This is a genomic window from Grimontia marina, assembly GCF_900060185.1.
Taxonomy (GTDB): domain Bacteria; phylum Pseudomonadota; class Gammaproteobacteria; order Enterobacterales; family Vibrionaceae; genus Enterovibrio; species Enterovibrio marinus.
In genome coordinates this window covers 1-578 of the sequence record NZ_FIZY01000260.1, presented here as the reverse complement: position 1 = coordinate 578, position 578 = coordinate 1, and the positions used below count along the sequence as shown (strand labels likewise).

The following is a 578-nucleotide window of genomic DNA, read 5'->3' as shown; positions in this document are numbered from 1 at the left end:
ACGGGGGCATCAAACGTCATCCCCGGTGAGTTTGACGTGCAGTTTAACTTCCGTTTCAGTACCGAGTTAACCGATGAAGAGATCAAGCGCCGCGTGCATTCTATCTTAGATGCCCATGGATTGGATTATGAATTACGCTGGACATTAAGCGGCCAACCTTTCTTGACCGATACGGGTTCATTACTGACTGCCGTCGTTAAAGCCGTCGATGAGGTGAACCACAAATCCCCAGAGCTAGTGACGACAGGGGGCACATCTGATGGACGCTTTATTGCCCAGATGGGCGCACAAGTAGTCGAACTTGGTCCTGTTAACGCGACAATTCATAAAGTTAACGAGTGCGTTAAGATTGCCGATTTAGAGAAACTGACGGATATGTACCAAAAAACCCTAGAGAATTTATTGGTGTAATTCATGACTCCAGAGCAGTTGACCGGACAAACCGACTCCCATTTAACATCAGTACTGATTGGGCAGAAATCTTTCTTGGTTCACCCCGGGGTGATCCAAGATTTGCTCGATTTAAAGAAAGCGGCTGACGATGCTGGTTTTGATTTCCATATCGCCAGTGGGTTTCG

At 47.2% G+C, this 578-nt stretch carries 1 protein-coding gene and 1 pseudogene; both read left to right on the top strand.

Translation table 11 applies throughout. The features are described 5' to 3' along the window. Positions 1–411, top strand: a 411-nt coding sequence (locus tag GMA8713_RS26315) for a M20/M25/M40 family metallo-hydrolase (protein ID WP_157515830.1), incomplete at its 5' end; no start/stop codon positions are given. A gap of 3 nt (positions 412–414) precedes the next feature. Then, a pseudogene (locus GMA8713_RS26310) lies at positions 415–578 on the top strand (D-alanyl-D-alanine carboxypeptidase family protein); the annotation flags it as partial.